The sequence below is a fragment of the Pseudomonas sp. EU05-FHT14B02 genome, from assembly GCF_058791055.1.
The window spans coordinates 32,278-54,264 of the sequence record NZ_JBYTDD010000025.1 but is presented as its reverse complement, the minus strand read 5'-3'; the positions used below and the strand labels follow the sequence as shown (position 1 = coordinate 54,264).

At 57.5% G+C, this 21,987-nt stretch carries 18 protein-coding genes and 5 pseudogenes; 12 read left to right on the top strand and 11 right to left on the bottom strand.

Annotation, left to right across the window (positions count from 1 at the left end; all coding sequences use genetic code 11):
* Positions 1-224: 224 nt before the first annotated feature.
* The 3 pseudogenes from AC3WTM_RS21555 to AC3WTM_RS21545 form a co-directional block, all read left to right on the top strand.
* Positions 225-538 (top strand): annotated as a pseudogene (locus AC3WTM_RS21555) (molybdopterin-binding protein).
* Positions 535-832, top strand: a pseudogene (locus AC3WTM_RS21550) (molybdopterin molybdenumtransferase MoeA); the annotation flags it as partial. The pseudogenes AC3WTM_RS21555 and AC3WTM_RS21550, both read left to right, overlap by 4 nt.
* Positions 804-887 (top strand): annotated as a pseudogene (locus tag AC3WTM_RS21545) (hypothetical protein); the annotation flags it as partial. The pseudogenes AC3WTM_RS21550 and AC3WTM_RS21545, both read left to right, overlap by 29 nt.
* Positions 888-1,053: 166 nt before the next feature.
* On the opposite strand, the gene AC3WTM_RS21540 reads toward AC3WTM_RS21545, so the two are convergent.
* A complete protein-coding gene (locus AC3WTM_RS21540) occupies positions 1,054-1,953 on the bottom strand; it encodes a bestrophin family protein (RefSeq protein ID WP_090456124.1) in 900 nt (299 codons plus the stop codon).
* Positions 1,954-1,958: 5 nt separating this feature from the next.
* Positions 1,959-2,957, bottom strand: a complete 999-nt coding sequence (gene moaA, locus AC3WTM_RS21535; RefSeq protein WP_102672342.1) for a GTP 3',8-cyclase MoaA — start codon at positions 2,955-2,957, stop codon at positions 1,959-1,961.
* Between the two features lie 311 nt (positions 2,958-3,268).
* Between moaA and AC3WTM_RS21530 the strand changes: the two are divergent.
* Positions 3,269-3,925, top strand: a pseudogene (locus AC3WTM_RS21530) (cytochrome d ubiquinol oxidase subunit II); the annotation flags it as partial.
* Positions 3,912-4,061: a DUF2474 domain-containing protein gene (locus AC3WTM_RS21525; RefSeq protein ID WP_102672341.1), complete on the top strand. Its 150-nt coding sequence runs from the start codon at positions 3,912-3,914 to the stop codon at positions 4,059-4,061. The pseudogene AC3WTM_RS21530 and the gene AC3WTM_RS21525, both read left to right, overlap by 14 nt.
* 636 nt (positions 4,062-4,697) lie before the next feature.
* On the opposite strand, the gene proS is transcribed toward AC3WTM_RS21525, so the two are convergent.
* Both proS and AC3WTM_RS21515 read right to left on the bottom strand, forming a co-directional pair.
* Complete coding sequence (gene proS / locus AC3WTM_RS21520) at positions 4,698-6,188, bottom strand: proline--tRNA ligase (protein WP_102672340.1); 1,491 nt, start codon at positions 6,186-6,188, stop codon at positions 4,698-4,700.
* 218 nt (positions 6,189-6,406) lie between these two features.
* Positions 6,407-7,258, bottom strand: coding sequence for a CAP domain-containing protein (locus AC3WTM_RS21515; protein WP_102672339.1), 852 nt, complete (start codon positions 7,256-7,258; stop codon positions 6,407-6,409).
* A 142-nt stretch (positions 7,259-7,400) separates the two neighbouring features.
* Here AC3WTM_RS21515 and AC3WTM_RS21510 point away from each other — a divergent pair, with 142 nt between their 5' ends.
* From AC3WTM_RS21510 to AC3WTM_RS21490, 5 genes are all read left to right on the top strand, one after another.
* Entirely contained in the window at positions 7,401-8,021 is a 621-nt protein-coding gene (locus tag AC3WTM_RS21510; RefSeq protein WP_102672338.1) for a cell wall hydrolase, read from the top strand.
* 199 nt (positions 8,022-8,220) lie between these two features.
* A complete protein-coding gene (locus AC3WTM_RS21505) occupies positions 8,221-9,198 on the top strand; it encodes an NAD-dependent epimerase (protein ID WP_102672337.1) in 978 nt (325 codons plus the stop codon).
* Positions 9,199-9,246: 48 nt separating this feature from the next.
* A complete protein-coding gene (locus AC3WTM_RS21500) occupies positions 9,247-9,987 on the top strand; it encodes a glycosyltransferase family 2 protein (RefSeq protein WP_102672336.1) in 741 nt (246 codons plus the stop codon).
* Positions 9,984-10,262 carry a lipid-A-disaccharide synthase N-terminal domain-containing protein gene (locus tag AC3WTM_RS21495; RefSeq protein WP_102672335.1) on the top strand — a complete coding sequence of 93 codons (279 nt, stop codon included), beginning with the start codon at positions 9,984-9,986 and terminating at the stop codon, positions 10,260-10,262. Before AC3WTM_RS21500 ends, AC3WTM_RS21495 begins: the two co-directional genes overlap by 4 nt.
* 3 nt (positions 10,263-10,265) lie before the next feature.
* The gene (locus AC3WTM_RS21490; RefSeq protein WP_102672334.1) at positions 10,266-11,816 is read left to right on the top strand and encodes an ArnT family glycosyltransferase; all 1,551 of its coding nucleotides are present in this window, start codon (positions 10,266-10,268) and stop codon (positions 11,814-11,816) included.
* A 125-nt stretch (positions 11,817-11,941) separates the two neighbouring features.
* On the opposite strand, the gene ahr is transcribed toward AC3WTM_RS21490, so the two are convergent.
* Positions 11,942-12,973: an NADPH-dependent aldehyde reductase Ahr gene (ahr, locus tag AC3WTM_RS21485; protein ID WP_102672333.1), complete on the bottom strand. Its 1,032-nt coding sequence runs from the start codon at positions 12,971-12,973 to the stop codon at positions 11,942-11,944.
* Positions 12,974-13,172: 199 nt separating this feature from the next.
* On the opposite strand from ahr, the gene AC3WTM_RS21480 reads away from it, so the two are divergent.
* Positions 13,173-13,373 carry a YbdD/YjiX family protein gene (locus AC3WTM_RS21480; RefSeq protein ID WP_102672332.1) on the top strand — a complete coding sequence of 67 codons (201 nt, stop codon included), beginning with the start codon at positions 13,173-13,175 and terminating at the stop codon, positions 13,371-13,373.
* A 208-nt stretch (positions 13,374-13,581) separates the two neighbouring features.
* Here the strand turns inward: AC3WTM_RS21480 and AC3WTM_RS21475 are convergent, their stop codons facing one another.
* From AC3WTM_RS21475 to AC3WTM_RS21465, 3 genes are all read right to left on the bottom strand, one after another.
* Entirely contained in the window at positions 13,582-14,349 is a 768-nt protein-coding gene (locus tag AC3WTM_RS21475) for a metallophosphoesterase (RefSeq protein ID WP_102672331.1), read from the bottom strand.
* A gap of 199 nt (positions 14,350-14,548) precedes the next feature.
* A complete protein-coding gene (locus tag AC3WTM_RS21470) occupies positions 14,549-15,721 on the bottom strand; it encodes an acetyltransferase domain-containing protein (protein WP_102672330.1) in 1,173 nt (390 codons plus the stop codon).
* A gap of 292 nt (positions 15,722-16,013) precedes the next feature.
* Complete coding sequence (locus tag AC3WTM_RS21465) at positions 16,014-16,412, bottom strand: hypothetical protein (protein WP_102672329.1); 399 nt, start codon at positions 16,410-16,412, stop codon at positions 16,014-16,016.
* Between the two features lie 509 nt (positions 16,413-16,921).
* On the opposite strand from AC3WTM_RS21465, the gene AC3WTM_RS21460 reads away from it, so the two are divergent.
* The gene (locus AC3WTM_RS21460; protein ID WP_102672328.1) at positions 16,922-17,824 is read left to right on the top strand and encodes a universal stress protein; all 903 of its coding nucleotides are present in this window, start codon (positions 16,922-16,924) and stop codon (positions 17,822-17,824) included.
* Between the two features lie 105 nt (positions 17,825-17,929).
* Here the strand turns inward: AC3WTM_RS21460 and AC3WTM_RS21455 are convergent.
* The 3 genes and pseudogenes from AC3WTM_RS21455 to AC3WTM_RS21445 all read right to left on the bottom strand — a co-directional run bounded on the left by AC3WTM_RS21455 (position 17,930) and on the right by AC3WTM_RS21445 (position 21,985).
* Positions 17,930-19,106 (bottom strand): annotated as a pseudogene (locus AC3WTM_RS21455) (PAS domain-containing sensor histidine kinase).
* A 484-nt stretch (positions 19,107-19,590) separates the two neighbouring features.
* Positions 19,591-19,953, bottom strand: coding sequence for a hypothetical protein (locus tag AC3WTM_RS21450; RefSeq protein ID WP_492587646.1), 363 nt, complete (start codon positions 19,951-19,953; stop codon positions 19,591-19,593).
* 604 nt (positions 19,954-20,557) lie between these two features.
* The gene (locus tag AC3WTM_RS21445) at positions 20,558-21,985 is read right to left on the bottom strand and encodes a GGDEF domain-containing protein (protein ID WP_102672436.1); all 1,428 of its coding nucleotides are present in this window, start codon (positions 21,983-21,985) and stop codon (positions 20,558-20,560) included.
* Positions 21,986-21,987: the final 2 nt, after the last annotated feature.

Genomic DNA, 21,987 nt, shown 5'->3' with positions numbered 1-21,987 from the left:
GACGAGGCAGAAATCGTGAGCCGAGACGACCTCATTGTCTTCGGTGTGCATCCAATCACTGCGATCTAAGGTGTTATCGACGGGCTCTATCATTGCTGTTGTTTCCGGTCTTTTTATATTGATAGATTGGCTCGATAGTCTGGTTGGTTAGAGTGATTAGACACGGCTTGAATTATCGAATGAGTCTCCGGAAGTCATTTAATCAATATCTGCCTGAGAACCCCATGGGCGTCAAACCGGATGCATTGTTTATACCCCTGAATATTGCCGTGTTGACTGTTAGCGATACCCGTGAATATGCCAATGACACCTCCGGCCAATTACTCATCAGTCGATTGCTGGAAGCCGGTCATACCCTCAGCGAGCGCAACCTGCTCAAGGACGACCTGTACAAGATCCGCGCGCAGGTAGCGAACTGGATTGCCGACGACGGCATCCAGGTGGTGCTGATCACGGGCAGCAGCTCGACGCGCGCCACCGGCCGTGCAATTTCGTACCGCACCTCAAGCCAATGCAAACTTGCGGGACGCGCGGATGAGCTATTCACCGTTGATGCCGGTGGAGGATGCCATCGAACGGTTGCTGACAATGGCCGAGGCACAGTGGATTGAAGACAGTGAAACGGTGCCGCTCAGTGCCGCACGGCAAAGGGTGTTGGCCAATGACCTGGTGGCGACCCTCGATCTTCCGCCGTGGCCGAGCAGCGCCATGGACGGCTATGCCCTGAATGTCGATGGTTGGGACGGGGCACCGCTGACCGTGTCGCAACAGGTATTTGCCGGTCACGCCCCCGGTTCCGCCGGGTGCCAACGGCGTGGAGATGCAGGAGAATCCATCCGAACCAGAGTTCCGGCGTATTGCTGGGCGCATCCTGGGCCGATGGGCTGGTGGAAGTGCCGGAAGGCTGCACGCTGGAAGTTGGCGATACGGCGCGGTTTATTCCATTCAGCGAGCTTGCTCGCGATGAGGCCGGCAAATCCAATAGAGATATTGGCAGGCAGACCGCTATCGCGAGCAGGCTCGCTTCCACAGTTTTTGTGTATTTCCTGAGACTCAGTTCAACACAAAATCCACCGGCTCCAGTTGCGGTGGCAGTTCCGTCACACCCAGGGCCGCCAGCACATCGCGCTCGATATTGCGCACGATGGCATCGGTGGGCAGGTCGTTTTCGTCGCGGCCGAAGGGGTCTTCCAGTTCATCGGCAATCGCATCCAGTCCGAAAAAGGTGTAGCTGACAATCGCGGTGAAAATCGGTGTCAGCCAGCCCAGGGGTTCGGCCATGGCAAAGGGTAAGAGGATGCAGAACAGGTAGATGGTGCGGTGCAGGAGCAAGGTGTAGGGGAAGGGTAGCGGGGTGTTCTTGATCCGTTCACAGACGGCCTGGGCATGGGTCAGGCTGGTCAAATGGTTGGCCATGAGCGTGTAGCGCCAGTCGTTGATCGCCCCGGATTCGTTGAGTGACGAGCACTGTTGACCGACCTGCATCAGTATCTGCCCGCTGATGTCCGTGGTGTTGCCCTTGGGCATCGGGTGCAGCCAGTCGCCACTGGCGGCCATTTCGTTTTCCTGGCGCAGCCGCGCGTTGAGGGCATGGGCGAAGCCGCAGAGGTTGCTGAGGATCGTGTGGCGCTCAGCGGTGTCCTTGATCACCAGGGTTTCACGAATCATCGAGCGGATCTCCACGATCACATCGCCCCAGGCCTTGCGCGCTTCATACCAGCGGTCGTAGCAGGCGTTGTTGCGAAAGCTCATGAAGATCGACAGCGACAAACCCAGCAGCGTGAAGGGCGTGGCGCTGACCTTGGAAAAGTAGCTGGGATGCAGGGTTTCGATGAGCACGATGGCCGAGGCGAGCAGCGTCACCATCAGGCTGCGCCAGGCGATGCGTTTGGCAATCGAACCCTTGAGGGACGTCAGCACGCCGATCAGGTTGGGTTTGGGTCTCACGATCATGGATTTCAGCCGCCCGTCATGTTCATGAAGCGAATGACCTGAACATCGTCGTTCACTTCGAAGTTGTGTCGATAAGGCTTGAGTTTCATCGCCTCGATAATGGCTTTTTCCAAGCGCTCGGGCTGTCCGGGGTGGCTGCGCAAGACCGCCTTGAGATCCACGGAGTGCTCATTGCCCAGGCACAGCAGCAGACGTCCCTCCACGGTCAGCCGTACCCGATTGCAGGTGCCGCAAAAGTTGTGGCTGTGGGGTGAGATGAACCCCAGGCGAATCTGCGGCGCCTCGGCCAGGCGCCAGTAGCGCGACGGTCCTTGGGTCGACTCGGCGGAATCAATCAATGTGTAGCGTTCGGCAATGCGTTCGCGGACCTGGCTACTTGCGAAAAACGATTCGGCGCGGCTGTGCTCGTCGATGGTGCCCAATGGCATTTCCTCGATGAAGGAGATGTCGAGGTTACGGTCGATGGCGAAGCTCACCAGATCATTGATCTCATGGTCGTTGCGGCCTTTCATCACCACGCAATTGAGCTTGGTGTTGCGAAATCCGGCTTGGTTGGCGGCGTCGATGCCCTTGATCACCTGCGCCAGGTCACCGGTGCGTGTCAGTTCGCGAAAACGTTGCGGGTCCAGGCAATCGAGGCTGATGTTGAGGCGCTTGACCCCGGCTTCGAACAACGGCCCGGCCAATTTGGCCAGCTGCGAACCGTTGGTGGTCATGCACAGTTCACGCAGGCCGGGCAGGGCGGCGATCTTCTCGCACAACTGCACCACGCCGGGACGGATCAGCGGCTCGCCCCCGGTCAGGCGGATCTTGCGGGTGCCCAGCGCCACGAAGCTTTGTGCAAGTTGATAAATCTCTTCCAGGGTCAGCACCCGTTGGCGGGGCAGAAACTGCATGTCCTCGGCCATGCAATACACGCAACGGAAATCGCAGCGGTCGGTGACCGACATCCGCAGATAGTCCACGCGCCGGGAGAATTCATCGATCAAGACGCGTTCTGACATGGCACCCTCGCTTGGCACGCATTGAATGAATGTTCTGTGTAGGAGCGAGCTCTGCTCGCAATGGTCGTGAACGATTACGCCTGCTTGTTGGCTGAACGCGGTGCTCTTGAGTCCATCGCGAGCAGAGCTCGCTCCTACAAAAAATGCGCTGATAACGGATTTGTTGAGTGCAGGCTAAGAGCAACTTTAGGGGCCGTCCAATCACTATTGGCAACCGGTTGATCGACTGGGTCTATGATGGATTAAATTGCTGCCTAAATGACTGTTAATGTTTTATAAGTAACTGAAAAATAACAATAAAAACAATGATAAGTATCCTCGGCGGTTCGCTGCTGGCGACCTTTTCCCAGGGCGTGGTGATCGGCACTTACATTGCCGGCATCCCAGTGGTCGATCGCCAGTTCGCCGGCGGTTCGCTGGACTGGCTGGCACCGTTTCCGCTGTTCTGCGGTGTCGGTCTGATCGTCGCTTATGCGCTGCTCGGCAGCACCTGGTTGCTGGTCAAGACCGAAGGCATACTGGAATCGCGTATGCGTCTGTTCACCCGGCCCCTGGCCTGGCTGCTGTTGGCGGTAATCGGCGTGATCTGTGTGTGGACGCCGATTCTGCATCCGGAAATCGCCACGCGCTGGTTTGCCCATGCGCACCTGGTGGTGTTCGGTGGTCTGGCGGCGCTGGCCTTGCTGGCGATGTTCGGCTTGCTCAGGACCCTGCGCCAACGTCACACCCATTGGCCGTTCGCCTTCACCTTGATGCTGGTGTTCCTGGGTTACATCGGCCTGGCGTTCAGCATCTGGCCGAACATCGTGCCGCCATCGATCAGCCTGTGGGCAGCGGCGTTACCGGCGACCAGCCAGTTGTTCATCCTGATCGGGACGTTGTTCATTTTGCCGATCATCTTGATGTACACGGTCTGGAGCTACTACGTGTTCCGCGGCAAAGTGAGGATTGGCGATGGCTATCATTGATTCTTGTGAACGGGCACCTTGGTACAAGCGACTTGGGTGGCTGGTGGTGATCTGGTTGGGCAGTGTGGTTGCGTTGGGAGTGGTGGCGGGGGGATTGAGGATGTTGATGCATGCGGCCGGGATGAGTAGCCACTGATGGCAAGTCGTTAAGGGGGGGGCAGTTCAGTTTGAGGCGTACGTTTGTATGGATTGGATTGGATTGAGTGAATATCCATTTCTGCGGTATTGGCCGCTGACGGTTCCGCTTTTACAGCGGGTTACTTGGAAGAGCCCCAAGTAACCAAGGGCTCTTGCCCCTGACGTTCGGTGCCTCGCCCAGGCTCGGCCTCTCGACGGGGCAAGAAGATCAAAAGCAAAAGCGAGGCGGCCTGCGGGCCGACCTGGTTTTGGCTGGCGTCCCCGATTCCCTGTAGGAGCGAGCTTGCTCGCGAAAAACGTCTAAACAACGCGATCATTCAGACAGCCCGCGTTATCGTTGACGTCCATCGCGAGCAAGCTCGCTCCTACAGGTACGAAGTAGACGGCAAACGGCCCAACTGAGAACCTGGCAACAGATCATCGAGGGTCGGGCGTTGTTGCAGCAACGCTCACAACGAGCCCGGATACATTTGCGCAAGCCAGCTTTACCGAAAACAGCCCATGAAGTTGCAGGAGATGGGCTGACCATAAATTTTGTTGGATAGGCAGTGTGGTTTTTTACAAAGCAGGCGGCAAGTTGGTTTCTTTGGAAACAATACAGCCCCGCAATAGCGGGGCTGTAGGTGATCAGCGATCAATATGACTTTGCATAAAGTGCCCACGTGTCCGTTTTACGACCGGTGAATAAACAGGTTGCGGAAACTCTAGGTTGTTTTAGCGGAATACAGCGAACGGTTACTCCAAGCTCTCCGATAGCTTTTTCAACTTTTTTATCTTCGGTGAAGGGGGCGAGAACAAAAGCGTTAAGTTTTACGTTCTGTTTAAAGTGTTTTTTGAGTTCATCCAGAGTAGTGACGGTTGTGGTGTTATCGGACAATTTTTTCTGTGCCATCTCCAACATGTTTTTTTGAAGTGTGGCCAGTGTTTTCGAGATGTTATTAACGAAAGCTTCAATGTCAAGTTTTAGAAGGTTTTTGGAGTTGTTTCGACAGGAATAGGACACTCCATTTTGCTCCAGTTCCTTTATGCCAATCTCGACCCGGACAGGGACGCCACGCTTGATGTGGTACCACTTTTTTTCGCCACTGTTCAGGTCCCGCCAATCAACACTGGCCCGAAGGTTTTGCCCCTTCAGTTTTTTCCGGCAAATCTGCTTTTGCAGTTTTTTGCAGTACTCATGAATGGCATCTGCATGCTGTTCGTTGCGCACGATCGGGATAATGACGACTTGTGTCGGTGCCACGAGGGGCGGGAGCACTAGCCCGTCATCGTCACCATGGGCCATTATCATCGCGCCGATCAATCGCGTGGATACTCCCCAAGACGTGGTCCATGCCAGTTCTTTTATCCCTTCTTTGTTCACGAAGCGGATGTCTGAACTCTGTGCGAAGTTCTGGCCTAAAAAATGAGAAGTACCAGCTTGCAAGGCCTTGCCGTCTTGCATCATTGCTTCAATGGTGTAGGTGCTGACGGCCCCCGGAAAACGTTCCCAGGAGCACTTTTCGCCCTTGATTACCGGTATGGCCAGGTGCTCGGTAGTAAAGCGCTCGTAGATATCCAACATCTTTAGCGTTTCGTCCAAGGCCTCATCATGAGTTGCGTGAACGGTGTGGCCTTCCTGCCATAGGAATTCCGATGAGCGAAGGAAAATCCGAGGGCGCATTTCCCAGCGCAGTACGTTCGCCCATTGATTGATAAGTAGAGGCAGATCCCGATAACTTTGTACCCATCGTGAAAAGGATGCACCGATGACCGTTTCACTGGTGGGTCTGATGATCAACGGTTCTTCTAGTGCTCCTGCGGGAGTAAGCGCTCCATCTGCTGACTTTTCGAGACGGTGATGGGTTACAACTGCGCACTCTTTGGCAAAGCCTTCAACATGCTCGGCTTCTTTTTGAAGAAAGGATAACGGAATCAAAAGTGGGAAATATGCGTTTGAATGTCCTGTGTCTTTGATTTTTTTATCAAGTTCTCGTTGAATCTGCTCCCATATGCCATACCCCCAAGGGCGGATAACCATGCAGCCTCGAACCGGAGAGTTCTCAGCCATTTCCGACTGGATAATCACTTGTTGATACCAGTCAGAAAAGTTTTCATTTTTTGTAGGTGATATTGCGTTTTTCATAGGTCCCTTGCTTTGAAGTCGAAATTGTTATTCGAAATGGCATCGTAAGGGGTAGGTATATTTATTGATCTTTGAAATTTCAAGACTTCATGTGTGGTTTTTCATATTTCAGAAATTTCCTTCTGAAGGATCTTTCTTTTTGTAAAGTTACTCCGCTCTTCGACGTATTCGTTGACTACAAACAGCCCCCAAAGCAATCGCTTCGGGGGCTATGGCACTCACTGCGCCCCAAACATCGCCGTCCAGTAAATCCCCGCATCGCTCTTCGGATCGGTCGCGTAAGCCGCGCCCAGTTCGCGGAACTGTGGGTTCATCAGGTTGGCGCAATGGCCGGGGCTGGCCAGCCAGCCTTCGACCACCTTATGCGCGGTGTCTTGGCCGGCGGCGATGTTTTCGCCGATTTGCTGGAAGTCGTAGCCGGCCAGTTCCGCGCGGTCGCCCGGGGTGCGGCCATCGCGGTCTTTGTGATCGAAGTAGTTGTTGTTGGCCATGGAGCGGGCGTTGCCTTCGGCGGCGGTGGCCAGGGTGGCGTTCCAGGCCAGCGGTGGCGCGGCGGCGAAGGATTGCGCGCCGCACTGGCGTGGCCGGGTGCGTGCGGCGTTGAGTTCGGTGAGCAGCTTCTGGCCTTCGGCCTGTGCGTCGCCCAGGCGTGCGCTCAACAACGGCCGTGCGACCACGATGCGCCATTCACGGTCCTGGCGGCTGACACCGACATCGACGAATTGCGGGTCGAGGACGATCTGACAAAAGCTCTCCTGAATCGCCTTCATCGCCGAGGCCGCATCGCGAGGCCCGGACAGGCTGATGGCCTGCACATTCTTCATGGGATAACCCGCAGTGGCCATGGCCTGTTGCAGATTGCCGATGCTCGGGGCGGTCAGCACCAGGCGTGGATCGGCCGACAGCGGCGGCAGCTCAGAGGAGACCTGGCCGGCACAGCGCTGCAGTTGGCTACGGTAGACGTTGATCGATTCGATCAATTGCGCTTCGTCGGCCGTGACGGCGTTGGCGGCGAATACCAGGCCCAGTGATACACCGGCCAAACGCATTGCGGATGAAATGAAACCCATGAAAATCCCCCTTGAGCAGATTGCGCCCATGATGCGCGAAGTTGGCCCATCTAAGACAACGGATTTATCCAGAGTGTAGTGGGGTGGGCGAAATCATTTCACTACTAGACTCAATTGAACCACTCACCCTGTGACACCGACCATGCGCTTCGACTGGATCGCCACCTGCCTCGCCCTGACGTTGCTTGCCTGCCCGGTATCCGCTGTGGATCAAGTGCAAAAACAGGAATCGGCCGAGAACAAGGCCGAGGTACTGGAACACAAAGCCGCCGAGAGTAACAACCCGGCACCAGCGCCCAAGGCAGAAGCCATTACCCCTTCAGAAGTCCAGGCCGTCGACCCGGCCGGCGCTGCGCCGCTGGACGATGCGATCACCTGCCTGGCCCGGTCCATTTACTGGGAAGCCAAGGGCAAGGATGCCGCCGACATGGAGGCGGTGGCCAATGTGGTCATGAATCGCCTGGGCCACGAGGGCTTTCCGGACACGGTGTGCAAAGTGGTCAAGCAGGGTTCGGAAACCAAGAGTTGCCAGTTTTCCTGGTGGTGCGACGGTAAATCCGATTCGGTCCAGGAGGAAGTGCCTTACGCGATGGCCAAGGAAATCGCGCGCAAGGCCCTGAACAAGGAACTGCCGGATCGCACCCAGGGTGCCCTGTATTTCCATGATCGTACCGTCAAGCCGGATTGGGCCAGGCAATACATCAGGACCGTGGATATCGGTTTGTTCCGGTTTTACAAACCCCATGGCGGATCGGCCAGATAGCCACGGTGTTTTCGGCCGGATATTTTATTTTTTTCGAGGTGGCGCGAGGCGTTATCCAAACTGAAATGTGTCTGTTTTATAAGCTTCATAACGCAACCGTGCTCGAATGAAGCCATAAGCAGGGACTACACATGAAGTTGACGAGGGTCCGGATCAGTCATCTCGCGTCGATCGCGGCGCAGTCGCCGGCGCGTTTCCCATGACCGTCCTGGTCACCGGTGCGGCCGGTTTCATCGGCTTTCATACGGTGCAGCGCTTGTGCCGCGAAGGTCAGGAGGTCGTTGGTATCGATAACCTCAACGACTATTACGACGTGGAACTCAAGCACGCACGCCTCAAGGTGCTGGAGACTCTGCCGGGTTTTCGCTTCCGGAAAATGGACATCGTCGACAAATCTGCCCTGATGAACCTGTTTCAACAACACGCTTTTACCGAGGTGGTGCACCTGGCCGCCCAGGCCGGGGTGCGCTACTCGCTGGACAACCCGGATGTCTACGGGCAATCGAACCTGGTGGGTTTCCTCAATGTGCTCGAAGCCTGTCGGCACCATCGCCCGGAGCACCTGATCTACGCCTCGAGCAGTTCGGTGTACGGCGCCAACAGCAAGATGCCGTTCAGTGTCGAGGACCCGGTCGATCATCCCGTTTCGCTGTACGCCGCCAGCAAGCGCGCCAATGAACTGCTGGCTGAAAGTTACTGCCATTTGTATGGCCTGAAAGCCAGTGGCCTGCGCTTCTTTACCGTCTACGGCCCGTGGGGTCGCCCGGACATGGCGCTGTTCAAGTTTACCGACGCCATCCTCAAAGGCCTGCCCATCGACATCTACAACCAGGGGCAGATGTACCGCGACTTTACCTTTGTCGACGACATTGTCGAAGGGATCGCCCGACTGCGCCCAAGGCCTCCGGTGCCGGAAGGCTCTGTCGCCGGGGTCAACCGGCTCTTCAACATCGGTCGCGGCATGCCGGTGGCGTTGCTGGATTTCGTCGAGTGCCTGGAATCAGCCCTGGATCTGCAGGCCCGGCGCAACTACTTGCCAATGCAGGCCGGTGACGTGGTCAAGACCTGGGCCGATGTCTCGGCGCTGGCCGATTGGGTGGGCTTCAGCCCGCAGGTGACGCTGGAAGCCGGTGTCGGTGAATTCGTGAAGTGGTATCGGCAGTTCTATCAGATTTGAAGCGTTCGCCTCTGATCTCGAACAATCAAAAAAGGCGAGAGAGCCCCCATGAGCCAAGACATTTTTGTATCCGTACTGATTCCCGCCAAAAACGAAGCGAACAACCTCAAGCCATTGCTTGAAGAAGTCCGCGTGGCGCTGGCCGATGAGGCTTACGAAATCATCGTGGTCGACGATGGCAGCACCGATTCGACCCTGCAGGAACTGCGGCAGATCCGCCAAAACGGCTTGAACACCTTGCGCATCCTGCATCACGAGCGGTCGCTGGGGCAGAGCACCTCGCTGTACCACGCGGCCCGTGAGGCACGCGGGCAGTGGCTGGTGACCCTCGATGGCGACGGCCAGAACGACCCGGCGGACATTCCCGGCATGCTGGCGCTGGTGCGCGGTGAACCGGGCAAGGTCGATGTACAACTGGTGGCCGGACACCGGATCAATCGCCGTGACACCGCAAGCAAGCGCTACGCCTCGCGGTTCGCCAACAACCTGCGTCGGCGCCTGCTCAAGGACTCCACCCCGGACACCGGTTGTGGCCTGAAGCTGATTGAGCGAGCGGCGTTCTTGCGCCTGCCGTACTTCGACCACATGCATCGCTATATTCCGGCGCTGATCCAGCGTCATAACGGGCGCATGATCGTGCACCCGGTCAACCATCGTCCGCGCACGGCCGGGGTATCGAAATACGGCAACCTCGACCGTGCGCTGGTCGGCATTCTTGACTTGATCGGCGTCTGGTGGCTGATCAAACGCACGCGCCTGAACACCCAGGCCCAGGAGCTCGAAGGATGATTCTGACCCGTGAAACCCTGTGGTTGCTGGTCGGCTTTGCCGGGCAGGCTGCCTTTACCGGGCGGTTTGTCTTGCAGTGGTTGTACAGCGAGTACAAGAAACGCAGCGTGATCCCGACCAACTTCTGGTACCTGAGCATCGTCGGTAGCACCTTGTTGCTCGCCTATGCCATTTACCGCCAGGACCCGGTGTTCATCGTCGGGCAGGCGTTTGGCTCCCTGGTCTATTTTCGCAACCTGCAATTGATTGCCAAAAGCAAAAGCGCAAAGGAATAAGCAATGCGTAGATCGTTGTCGCCCAGGGTCGAGTGCCTGGGTCTGATGCTGCTTGCCCTGTTGCTGATCGGCGCGGGCATGGGGCTGCGTCAGGCTCAGAATGTGGACGAAGAGCGTTTCCTCGGTGTCGCGCTGGAGATGCTGCAGAACGGCTCGTGGCTGATCCCGCACCGGGCCGCCGAGATCTACGGTGACAAGCCGCCGATTTTCATGTGGACGGTGGCGTTCTTCACCTGGCTGACCGGCAAACCCAACATCGCGCTTTATATCCCGGGACTGTTTTCGGCGGTGACTGTCACGGCGATGGTCTATGACCTGGGCCGTCGCCTGTGGACCCAGCGTACCGGGCGCAACGCCGCGCTGTTGTACCTGGCGACCTACCAGACCTACAGCATCCTGCGCACCGGTCAGATCGACAGTTTCTTGATTCTGTTCACCTCCCTGGGCCTGTACGGTCTGGCGCGGCACCTGCTGCTGGGGCCTGTGTGGCGCTGGTTCTACGCGGGCTGCGTGGCCATGGGCATTGGCGTGATCACCAAAGGTGTGGGTTTCCTGCCGGCGCTGTTGCTGATTCCCTACGCCTATGGGGTGCGCAAAGGCTGGCCCGGTGTGGTGGCGATGCCGGGCGAGGCGCGCAAGTGGTTGCTCGGGTTTGCGCTGATGCTTGGCGCCATCGCGATCTGGCTGTTGCCCCTGGCCTTGTCCATCCTCTTCAATGGCAGCGCGGAGGAAGTTGCCTATGCACGGGAGATCCTCCTGCGCCAGACCGCGGGCCGCTATGCCGCCGCGTGGCATCACCGCGAACCGTTCTGGTATTTCTTCACCAACGTAATCCCGCAGTATTGGCTACCACTGGTGCTGGTGCTGCCATGGCTGGTGCCGGCCTGGCGCCGTCAGTTGCAAAAACGCGACGGCCGGGTCTTGGTGTTGCTCGGCTGGGTGGTGCTGGTGGTGCTGTTTTTCTGCATCAGCACAGGCAAGCGCAAGTTGTACATCTACCCGGCGCTGCCTGGGCTGGTGCTGGTCGCCGCGCCGTTGATCCCGTGGCTGCTCACGCGCTGGTTCAAACGGCACCCGCGTATGCGTCGGGTGTTCCCGGCACTGGTTGCGACCTGGTTCGCGTTGTGGTTCGCCCGTGGTTTCATCGAACCGCTCAAGGACGGCACCAACGTTGATCAGGTGCTCATGACCCAGGCGGCGTCCATGACCCGGGGCGCCGATCTGGTGTTGGTCAACTGGGAGGAGGGACACTGGTTGTTCGCCCGGCAACCGATCGTGCATTTCGGCATGGACAATTCGACCGTCGAAATGGCCGCGCTGTATCTGCGCGAACACCCCAAGGCCTACGCATTGGTGCCGGATGACGTACTGAAGCAGTGCTTCAAACCCGAAGCGGCCCGTGAATTGGGGGAAAACGCCCGGGCGAACTGGTCGATCGTGAGCGCGGATGCCGACAACGGCAAATGCCTGCCGCAAGAGGCCGGCAGATCTTATAGGTTCAGCTGGAATGACCCGCACATGCCATTGGCGCCTGCGCAGGTAGCCATTCCCTGAGGGGATTTGTAGGAGCCGGCTTGCCGGCGATGGACTCAAATGCGCCGCGTTTATCCAGCTCACGCGCGTTATCGTTAACGACCATCGCTGCGATGCGGCGACCCGACAAGCCAGCTCCTACAAGGTTACTGACTGGCGTCCAGCACCACGCGGTAGCGCGCCTTGCCACTGCGCAAGTGATCGATGGCCTCGTTGATGCGGCTCATGGGAAACATCTCGACCTGCGGCACAATCTGGTGGCGTGCGCAGAATTCCAGCATGGTCGCGGTGTTGGCGGGCGAGCCGACCGGTGAGGCGGACATGGTTTTTTGCTGGGGAATCAGCTCGAACACGTGCATCGGTATGGCATCGGGCACGACGCCGACAAAGTGCAGGCGACCCTTGCCGCGCAGGGTGGCGAGCATGGCGCTCCAGTCGAGGTTGGCGTTGGCGGTGACCAGCAGAAAATCCAGGGTGCCGGCAATGGCATTGAGCGCATTGGTATCGGTCGAGGCGACCACCTTGTGTGCGCCCAGTCGCTTGGCTTCGTCCTGCTTGCTCAGCGATGAGGTGAACGCAGTGACTTCGCAGCCCCAGGCGTTGAGGAAGCGCAGCGCCAGGTGACCGAGACCGCCAATACCCACCACGCCGACCCGGTCAGTGGGCTTGATGCCGAATTCCATCAGCGGGTTGAACACGGTCGAACCGGCACAGAACAGCGGCCCGGCCATTGCCGGATCGAGTCCGGCCGGGATCGGCAGGGCCCAGGCCCAGTGCGAACGAATGCGGTCGGCAAAGCCGCCGTTGCTGCCGATGATGGTCGGTTGCACGGTGCGACACAGGTTATGGGAACCTTCGATGCACGACGTGCAATGCATGCAACTGCCCTTGTACCAACCGATGCCCACCCGTTGCCCCATTTCCAGACCGCGAACCTGGTCGCCCAGCCGCACGATACGGCCGACCACCTCATGGCCGGGAATAAACGGGTAGTGGCTGATACCCCAATCGTTGTCGATCAACGACTGGTCGGAGTGGCAGACGCCGCAATACTCCACGGCGACTTCCACCTCGTCGTTGCCCAACGGACCGGGATCGTAGCTGTAGCGTTCCAGCGGCGCGCCTGCTGCGGTGGCGGCCCAGCCGGTAAAGGTGGTGAGTTCGCTGCTGTCGCTCATGGGATACCTCCAGATCAGTAGTCAGGGGTCTTGACCGCTTTGGTGCCGCGGCGGAGCGAGGAAAGTGTAGCGGGTTGCCGGCGTTCCATCGGGTGCGAGCCTGGATACATAAAAATACAAAGGCGCCCGATGTGGACACAGTGCAGATACATGAGCGCGGTTTCATGGGGCAGGTCCCACGCATACAGAGAGATCAGTCATGTTCCGCAAACTGCAGCAGGTTGCCAGATTGTTCAGCCAGAGCGCCCGATTGATGGTGGGCGTTCCCGAGTACGACAACTATGTGGCACAGATGGCCCGCACCCGTCCGGGCGAGCCAGTCATGAGCTATGAGATGTTTTTCCGCGAACGCCAGGAAGCGCGTTTTGGCCGGGGCAAATGCAATACGCGGTGTTGTTGAAGGCGTTGGGCGTATGCGCGGTGATTTACCCGATCACGCCATTCACGCCGGAAAAGATTCCGTTCTGGTAATCGACAGCGACCGCCAGGAAGTGCTGGATGGCAAGTTCCGGCAGACCGTAGCTCTGCAGGTGCTGTCGATACCCCTCCAGCGTGGACGTACTCAGGAAGGTGTTCGATACGCTGGAACTGTTGATCTGAGGGTTGCCTCAGATCTCCAGATCGATCACGAAGGCATCATCGAAATCAGGATTTTCATTGATGCCATTCTTGGCATAGCCCCGGGGGTTGCAGATCACGCGGGTGTTACCCACTCGATAATCAAAGCTGCCATGGGTATGGCCATGCAGCCACAGTGCCGGCTGCCAGTCCTTGATCCGCGCTTCGAGGTCCGAGACAAAGCTTGAGTTGATCGGCGAACCGGCAAAGGTCGGGCTGATGCTCGACTTTGTCGGGGCAAAATGAGAGACCACCACCGTGGGTGTGCTGCTGTCGCGGGTGAAGCAGTCTTCCAGCCAGGTGACCGTCTGCAGAAACACCAGCTGGGAAATGGCTGGCGTGAACAGGTCAGGGAAATCGGGGGCGATCTTGATGTGGCTGAAGTCACGAATCAGCCGGGTCGCCAGATCGATGCCCAGCGCCCGGTCCCCGGGGACGTCGAGAAGGCGATAGTCAGACCACAAGGTGCAACCGAGAAAACGCACGCCGTCGTGGACGTACTCCGAACGTTCCAGAACGTGGATCTGCGTACCTTGCGTCAGGCTGTTCAACTGTTCGTAGGTGGAGACCAGGTCACTGCCATAAAACTCGTGATTGCCTGCCACGTACAGCAATGGAACCGGGCAGGCTCTGGCCCACTCGATGGCCTTGGCCGGCCGGGCGATGTCCCCGGCGAGCACGACAATATCGGCATCCACGACGGGAAACGGGATCGTGTTGACGGACAGGTGCATGTCGGACAGCAAGGCGATGCGCATGGATCAACTCCGGCGTGTCGTTAAGGGCAGGCCATCAACTTACGCGTTGATAACCCGTTGCCACAAGTCTGCCGCCCACAGTTTTGATCCTCGGTGAACGCTAATCCAACAACCGGCCACTATCCCTCTGGAAGGCGCCCAAACGCTTACTTGACTGGCATTGCTACCCAGGGGCCGTTTTTGTGAGCAAATGTCCTTATCAGAAATATTTGAGCCATCTGATATCGCGACGGCGTGCCTTCAATGCCGCGAACCAGCGCACGGGTAGATACAGGGATAAAGCCAGGAGCACCGCCGTCAGCCACACAGCCCAAATGCTGTCGAAACCGAAAAAATTTCCCTGGTTCAATCCGAACAACGCCACGCTGACCAGATACAGCGCCTTGAGTACGTAAAGGTGGAGCAAGTAGAAGAACATCGGCGCCGCGCCAAAGACTGCCAATGCATTGACCCATTTGCGTTGTTGAGCCTGTTCCAAGGCACGAAGCAGTAACAGGCCCATGCCCAACGTCAGCAAAAGGAACAACAGGGAGGGCGGGTATTTTGTAATGTTGAAGAAGCTCATGAGGGTTTGCGTGATGCCTTCATGGGCGACCCAATGCACCTCGCCATAACCATTGACTGCTCGCAGTGCGACAAATCCGACCAATGTCCCGGCCCCGGCAAGCAGCAGGGTACGTTGACGCTCCGCGGCCAGAACCTGGCCAGCAAACCAGGGGCCGATGCTGTATCCAAGGGCGATCACACCGATCCAGGGAAGCACAGGATAAGAGGTGCGCAGACGTAAGCTGTCGCAGACATCGATCCAGCCGCGATCATGCAGAATGGCCCAGGGAATATGCATGGGCGAGCCTGTCGCGAATTGCACATTATCCAGCAGATTGTGCCCGGCCACGATCACCAGGCCCAGGCAGCACAAAATGGGCCTGGGTAACCAAACCAGTCCGGCCAGGGCCATCATGCAGATGCCAATGGCCCAAATCACTTGCATGTAGATCGCCGTAGGTGGGAGCTGAAATGTCCAGGCGAAATTCACCAGGGTGAACTCCAGCAGTACGAGCAATAGACCACGCTTGAACAAAAAGGCTGACACATCGCCCTTGCCCTGGTGCTTTTGGCCATACAGGTAAGCGGAAAGTCCAGTGAGCAGTATGAACACCGGCGCACACAAGTGAGCAAGTGTGCGGCTGAAAAACAGCGCCGGCTCAGTGGATTCGATGTCCATGGGGTCTGCTACTTGACGGTGCAAAAAGAACGTCTCGCGCACGTGATCCAGCAGCATAAGGAGGATTACCAATCCCCTCAGGGCATCAATGGACAGCAGGCGTTGGTTCAAGCTTTTGATGGGGGGGATGTGAGTAGAAGTTGTCATCGAATGTCGCAAGCAGGGAGTGGATGGCTCTGCCAGTGGCAACTGACAGTTCATGTTTCTATAAGATATAACATAACATGAGTGCCTGCCTCGTGTGCATTCGCATGGGGGGGCCAATTTCGGTGTCATCGGAACTGGAGGAGGGCGGCAGCAAAACAATGATCGTTTGCATATCGCTTTTCACGCCGGCGAGGAGGGCGAAAGGGAGTCGCTCGTACCTCGTCGACGTTTCTAGCCAGCTTCTACAACCAGTGCATGCCCGTGTTACAGGCGAATTGCCCTTGGCGTCGCACTAGCGACGATAGTAGCGGCGATCATCTTCATAGCGGTGCCGCATGGCCCGATCATGGTGGCGTTCCCAATAACGTTGGCGTTCTGCTTCGCGGCGGGCCTGCTCTCTGCGCCAGTTATCTCTACGCCAGTCGTCACGGCGCCAATCGTCTCTACGAGAGTGCCAGCGGCCGTCATGCCAGTATCGGTCGTCATGGGCAAGCAATGGCCCTGGCTGCTTGTCGACCATGCTGGCCAAGGTCGGCCAAGGATTGCCGACAGTCTGGGCCGGCACCTGAACTGCTACGACTTCAGGCGCGAAAACAGGGGTTGAGGTCTTCATCTGTGTTGCTGATGCCGAGCCCACTGCCGCGAACGCGAACAGGCCGAAGAGCACCATCCGTGGGTCATGGAATTTCATGAGCGAAGACAACCTCTGGTTGATTTGTGGGCGTGTGGCCATCCAGCTGCGAGGGAGCCTGCGGGTTCGCGTTTACCGAATGGATGTGGCTATCCACATAGACCGATAAATAGAGAAAAGTTCTAGGGGCCACTGCTTAAATAGCTAACGACGCCAGCGTGCGGCCCCTTTGAGGTTCGCTTTCACGAGAACCGTTCCTGGCGGTTTTAATGTCTTTAGTGAACAGCGGTAAACGACAGGGGATTCAACTGGTCATGCGTCCAGTAAATCGGGGCGACTCAAATACAACGCACTGACAGTGGGCTTTGGGTCGAATATTGGCGACGGCGACCGGCAGCGTTCGGTCAATTCCGTTGAAAAAGTGGACTCGGCCAAGTAGGGGGTTGATGGCATCCAGGCGTATATTGATAGTGTCGATCCAGATAGTTGAGGCGATAGTAAATCGTCGGTGGTGTGACAGACGAGAGCGCTGGGGGAGCTAGATATCCCGGAGCATTTGGAGGTGTTACATGAGCCAATATCAACGAATCTTTCTGATAGCCGGTCCAGTCATGCGTCACACCCCGGCATTGGAGCGAGCTGTCGCCATTGCCGAAGCCACTGGCGCAGCGCTGCATATCACGGTGTTTATCGAAGACTCCCACCTCTTGGGTTTGATGAGCGCCGGTGCGCGCTTTCGTGAGGCCTGTCAGCAAGAAAACGAAAAGTGGCTGAAGGATGAGGCTGATCTAATCCGCGGACGCGGAGTTGCAGTGAGCACCGAAGTGATTGTTACGCGCACCGCGCTGCAGGAAATACTTCGGCATGTGGCAGAAATGCAACCGGATCTGGTTATCAAGGACGTGCAACACGAGTCAGCGCTCAAACGCGTTTTCATTACGCCTCTGGATTGGCACTTGTTGCGCGAATGTCCGGTGGCTGTGCATCTGGTCAGCGAACTCAGGTGTCCACTTCCACGGGTGGTAGTGGCGGCAGTTGATCCGTCACAACCCGAGACTCAGATCACTGGCATCAACGACCGCATCATCCAGGCGGCGAACGGGTTGTCGATGCAATGCAACGCAGAGTTGCATCTGCTGTATGCCTACGATCTATCGCTGACACATATATCCGACGCAGGCGCTGGTGCAGTGACGATGCCAGGCTTCAGCAGCGATGTACGCAAGTCACTGCAAAAGTCATTTATCGCATTGGCCGACCACTATGGAGTGCCCACTGAGCGGCAACACTTCGTTGCAGGGCCGCCTGGCAAAGCGCTGGCCGACTTTGCAGCGCATCACCGGGCCGATGTGATCGTCATGGGAAATGCGCATCGCAAGGGACTGGGCAAATGGGTGGGCAGTACGACGGAGCATGTTCTGTATCAAGTGCCCTGCAACATTTTCGCCGTAGCGGGTTCTGCGGATCAGTGATTGAGAAGCCGCACTTGGTTGTGGGTTCAACCGGTTGAATCCACAACCAAGTGCGGCCAGTCACGCCGGGCTATCGTCGGCTAGCAATGGAGGGGCGATTCCAAGCTAATTTAAAGTGCGAGGAAAGGTTGCAGTGAATGTTGTACCGGTGGTGAGAGTAGAAGTGACAGCCACTTCGCCATTGTGCGCCTTTACGATCTCCCGAACGATGAACAGACCCAACCCGACACTTCTGAGTTCGGCATTGTCATGACTGCCTCGGATCATCGGCTCGAACAAATCCCCAAGCAACACCTCAGGTATCGGGGTGCCAAAATTGTGCACGGTAATAACGACCGCTTGATCTTCAATGCGTGTAGAAACGGTGACTTCGCTATCGGCGGCGCCGTAGGCGACTGCATTGGCGACCAGGTTGCCGATGAGCTGATAGAGCCGATCACTGTCTGCAGAAAAATCACCTTGCCCATACCTCAGATGGGTCAACTTATGCCCGGGAAAGGCCAGGCTCAACTCGTCCAGGCAATCGGCCACCAGTTCGTGTAAATCGACGGGTTTGGGCAGGACTGAGATACCTCGTCCGACCTGAGTCAAGGTGAAATCCAGCAGATCGGCCACCAGGCGCTGCGCACGCTCAGCCGAATGGGTGATGTGGCCAAGTATCTGGACCTGTTTGGCATCCATTTCTCTGCGGCCCAGCAGTTCCGCCGCCAGTTTTATGGCCGACAACGGGTTGCGCAGGTCATGACTGACAATCCCGATAAGCTGCTCGGCGAACAGAGCCCTGTCCTCAGCCGCGGCGTACGTGATACGCAACTTGTCCTGGGTCATATCCAGTACGCGTTGGTCCTTGAGGTGTTTCGCCAAATGCCTTTCGGCAAGCATTCGGGCATTGAGCAGGTCGCGCTCGTACCTTTGGCTATCCGCGGCTTTGAACAGCGTCATTTCATGAAATATGCCAGCAGAATGCTCACAGCTGATGGCGCTGAGCATCATTGGAATGGAATGTCCGTTGTAGTGAACGAGATCGAACTTCACCTCAGCCACTACGCCCTGTATCTGCATGAAGGGGGGCCCAGTACATCTTGTGGAACGTCCTTCCCTCGAGGCTCATCAAGTCCTGGATGTGACGACCGAGCAGCTCGTCTCGCCGGTAGCCTAACCAGCGGCAGAACGTCAGGTTGACCTGTGCGATCTCGCCATTTTCTGCGGTAAGCAGTAAGCCGCAGTCAGCTTCGTCGAAGAGAACGTCAGAACTGGGCAGCGACTCGTCATCTGCGGGCATTTGTATTCACTGACCAATAGGGCCGATATCTGAAAAATTATAGACACGACTGGCGCAAGGCCCCACCGAATTTACCCCTTTCGCAGTGAATGGTCTCGACGTTCGGGGGATACACCCGCTGTGAATGAGCGTTTATGGCCGATTGCTACCTGTCGCGAATGCCGATCGGCTGAGGGGCGATGCTCCAATGGGTCAGGTTGAAGTTTTTGCTCAACGCACGCTTTGGTCCTGATACTCATTTTTTGAACTCGGGCTGAAAGCACTCATCTAACATAAACGTGGGAATATTTCCCGCGCAACGTTACTGACTGGCTTTGAAGGATCGTGCGGAAACCGCAGTTGCTCGTTAATGCTGCAGATTTATGACCGTGCCGGTTGGCTGGCCGCTCCAATGGGCGGCCGGGAACTCACTGGACATTGCGTTCGATACGGAGATAACGACGCAACTCCAAGCGGAGGTTGCAACATGCAGCTCAAAAAATGTTTATTGGCTCTGGCAATTGGCGCAGTCCTGTCGGCATCGACTGTCCTGGTGCCCGATTACATCGGTAGTTTCTCCAGCGCGTATGCCAAAGATGGCGGCAGCGGCAGCGGCAGCGGCGGTGGTGGTAGCGGCGGAGGCGGAGGCGGTGGCGGTGGCGGTGGCGGTCACGGCGGTGGTGGCGGTTCCGGAGGCGGTGGTCACGGTGGTGGCGGTGGCTCCGGAAGCGGCGGTCACGGTGGCGACCACGGAGAGGGTGGCGATCATGGTGCTGCAGGCCATGACGGTGATGGTCATGGAGGCCCGGGGCGCGGCGACGCTGACCATGGTGGTGTTGCCGGGAACAAAGGCCCGGGCAAAGCGCATGACAATAACAACGATGCCGCAGATGCAACCCGGGACGCTGCCAAAAACGACGCAGATACAGCGCGGGATGCGGCAAAAGCTACTGCAAATGCAACCAGAGACGCCGCCAGAGCTGAGGCGGATGCAGCCAGAGACGCCGCAAAAGCTGCTGGCGTAGCCGGCGCAGATGCAACCAGAGATGCTGCCAGGGCCGCTGCAGATGCAGCCAGGGACGCCGCCAAGGCAGACGCAGATGCAGCCAGAGATGCTGCCAAAGCTTCTGCAGATGCAGCCAGGGACACAGCCAAAGGTGACGCGAAAGCAGCCAGAGAGGCAGCCAAAGTTGAGGCGAAAGATGCCCGAGACGATGTGGCTGACGCACCAGACGCCCCAGACGCCCCGGATTTCGACGCGGTTGAGGTACACAACTAGGCCTGCACGTTCCGCAATGAACATGGTTGGCCTGGCCGTAGAAAACGTCCCGGGAGCTTGAGGGGCGTATCACCAATGAGTCGCAAGTCCCGAAGCATAGTGGGGTTTGCGACTTTTCTTAAATCTGTCGCACAGTCCGAAACACTGACACGGGGTATCGGTGCCGACGCTTTCAGCGACATCGAGACGATGGTCAAGGAATAGGTTGGAGGCTGGTTTTGGAGGTAGTGACCACACGGTTACGGCCTTCGTGTTTAGCGTGATACAGGCGTTGATCGGCTGTACGCAGAATTGCCTCGATGGTGTCGCCATCGCGACCGGATTGCGATACGCCGATGCTCACTGTGACCACGGTTGACCGCTGCTGGCCATGGAAAACACTATTTGCAACGGTGCTTCGCAGACGCTCAGCGATTTCGTGCGCGCCTTCAAGTGAAGTCTGAGGCAGCAGTATCATGAATTCCTCCCCGCCCACTCGGGCTACACCGTCATACGGGCGGATCGAATCGAGGCATTTCTCCACGAAACTCTTCAGGATGTCATCGCCAACCTGATGCCCGAAGCGATCGTTGATGGACTTGAAATTATCCAGATCGAGTGCCAACACGGAGAACGGCGCACCGCCGCGGTTGGTCCGGCCCATTTCGACTTCGACCCGCTCCATGAACCGACGCCGATTATCAGCGCCGGTCAGTGGATCGGTCGCCGCAAGGTGCCCGAGCTCTTGATTGGTGCGCTGGAGTTCCTGCAGGGCGCTCTCGGCATACGCCATCGCTTCGGCAAGACGCACCATCAACTCCTCCTGGCTGTAAATCTTCGAAAACGACCGCGTGGTGAGGAACGCTTGCACTACCCCATAGCTCAACATGAAGAATCCACCGGCGAAGATCGCGTGAGCGAGCCACCACATATGGTTCCAGGGACGTGCAAGGATGAAGGCAAGAGAGGACAGCGCGAACGCGGTGACCGAGACGATAAAAATGGTCATCAGCGGCGAACGGATACGGCGCAGCAGGAGTATTGTCACGGTCAATGTGGAAAGAACGAGGGCACCACCTTCCATCGACAGGCGCACCGCGAGATTGCTGGCGATTGGCGAATTCGCGACGTACGCCACTGCCACGTCGACCAGCAGGAACAGTCCTATCCAGGTCAACCACGGGCGGGCCTTCATTCGTTGGTCCGCGGCAACAGGTGGGCGGTGGTACGACAGCATTCCGACTAACAGCAGAATCGACATGACCAGGCGAGAGGCCGGTCCATAAAGCAGGAAGAGCCAGATATTGTTGTGTGCTTGCCCGGTGAATGCGCCATGCAATGCATAGATCAGTACAAAGCCGAGAAAACCAAGCGTCATCCATCGCAGCAGCGGATCTCCCGATGACTGATAGCAGCGCCACGTTACGTACGTAACAAACGAGCCGGCCAGGGTGGCTGTCGTGATCGCAACTATATGGAACAGGTGATTCTCGAATGTAAGCGTGGGGTCCTGAAAAAAGTACAAGTACCCAATCAGATAGGCCGGAACAAACGCAAATCCTGCGAGTAGCAAGTAGGCGTAAACCCTGACCATGAGGCGAACGGCTTCAGGTGACTCGTCGGTGGCGATGAGATTGCTCATGG